Source organism: Caulobacter sp. RHG1 (assembly GCF_013181195.1).
Lineage (GTDB): Bacteria > Pseudomonadota > Alphaproteobacteria > Caulobacterales > Caulobacteraceae > Caulobacter.
In genome coordinates this window covers 1-1102 of record NZ_SMZP01000018.1, presented here as the reverse complement: position 1 = coordinate 1102, position 1102 = coordinate 1, and the positions used below count along the sequence as shown (strand labels likewise).

General features: G+C 62.8%; 1 protein-coding gene. It reads right to left on the bottom strand.

The window, feature by feature from the left end; all coding sequences use genetic code 11:
- Nucleotides 1-1026 (bottom strand): IS30 family transposase (locus E1H18_RS26295; protein ID WP_172275092.1); only part of this gene is annotated, 1026 nt, incomplete at its 3' end.
- Nucleotides 1027-1102 lie beyond the last annotated feature (76 nt).

Genomic DNA, 1102 nt, shown 5'->3' with positions numbered 1-1102 from the left:
CGTAGCGCAGAGCCCGTTCGCCGCCCGTGTCCCAGCCGTCGCCGCGATCTGCTCCGCAAGCACATCCTCCGGCGTGCGGTATCCGAGGCACTTGCGCGGAATCCGATTGAGCCGCGTGGTCAGCTCCATCAGCTTCTCCGGCGGGATCAACGCGATGTCTGTGTCGCTGGGCAAGAAGCGGCGCAGGCGACCGTTGGTGTTCTCGACCGTGCCTTTTTGCCAAGGCGCCTGTGGCTTGCAGAAGTAGCTGTCGATTTCCAGCGAGCGCTTCAGGGTCCCGTAGAAGGCGAACTCCGTGCCGCGATCAAAGGTAATGGATTGCCGCATCGGCGGAGGAAACGGCTCCAGACGCTCGGCCAGACCGGCCATGATGCCTGTCGAGCTGCGGCTCGGGTTTTTGATCATGATCAGATACCGGCTTCGCCGCTCGACCAGCGTCGTGATGTTGTGACGCCCGTATTCCTTGCGGAAGGCGATCAGATCGCACTCCCAATGGCCGTATCCCTGGCGCTCGCCGATATGGGTGGGGCGCTGTGCGATGGTGTTTTGCAGTGGGATATTCAGTCCGCGCGGCCGTCGGGCATAGCGCACGCGCCGGCGCCGACGCATCTTGGGCAACAGCTTGTAGAGCTCCGCGGCCTGGCCATCTGGCCCATAGACGTAGCGGTAGATGGTCTCGTGGCAGGCGTAGGCCTGGAGCTGGCGGGTGGCTTTGAGATGGCCCGCGATCTGTTCTGGCGACCAGGTCTCTCGCAGCCGCTCTGTGACGAAGTGGGCCAGTTCTGGATCACGATGCAGCTTGCCGACGCGTCTGCGTCGCGACGCGGCGCGCTCGTCGGCGGCGATGGCGAAGTAGCCGCGCAGCCACGGGCCGTCGTCGAACCAATTGCGCCGGATCTCGCGATGGATGGTCGACGGGTGGCGACCAAGACGCTCGGAGATGACCCGGACAGGCACCTTGGCGTCACGCCAGCGACAGATCAGGTGGCGTTCTTCAATCGTGATATGGTCGTAGCGCGATCCCATGTGAAAAATCTCCGTGGACGTAAGTCCATAAAAACCCTCACAAATCGCACTTCAAAATAGAATCCGCCCGGCTACA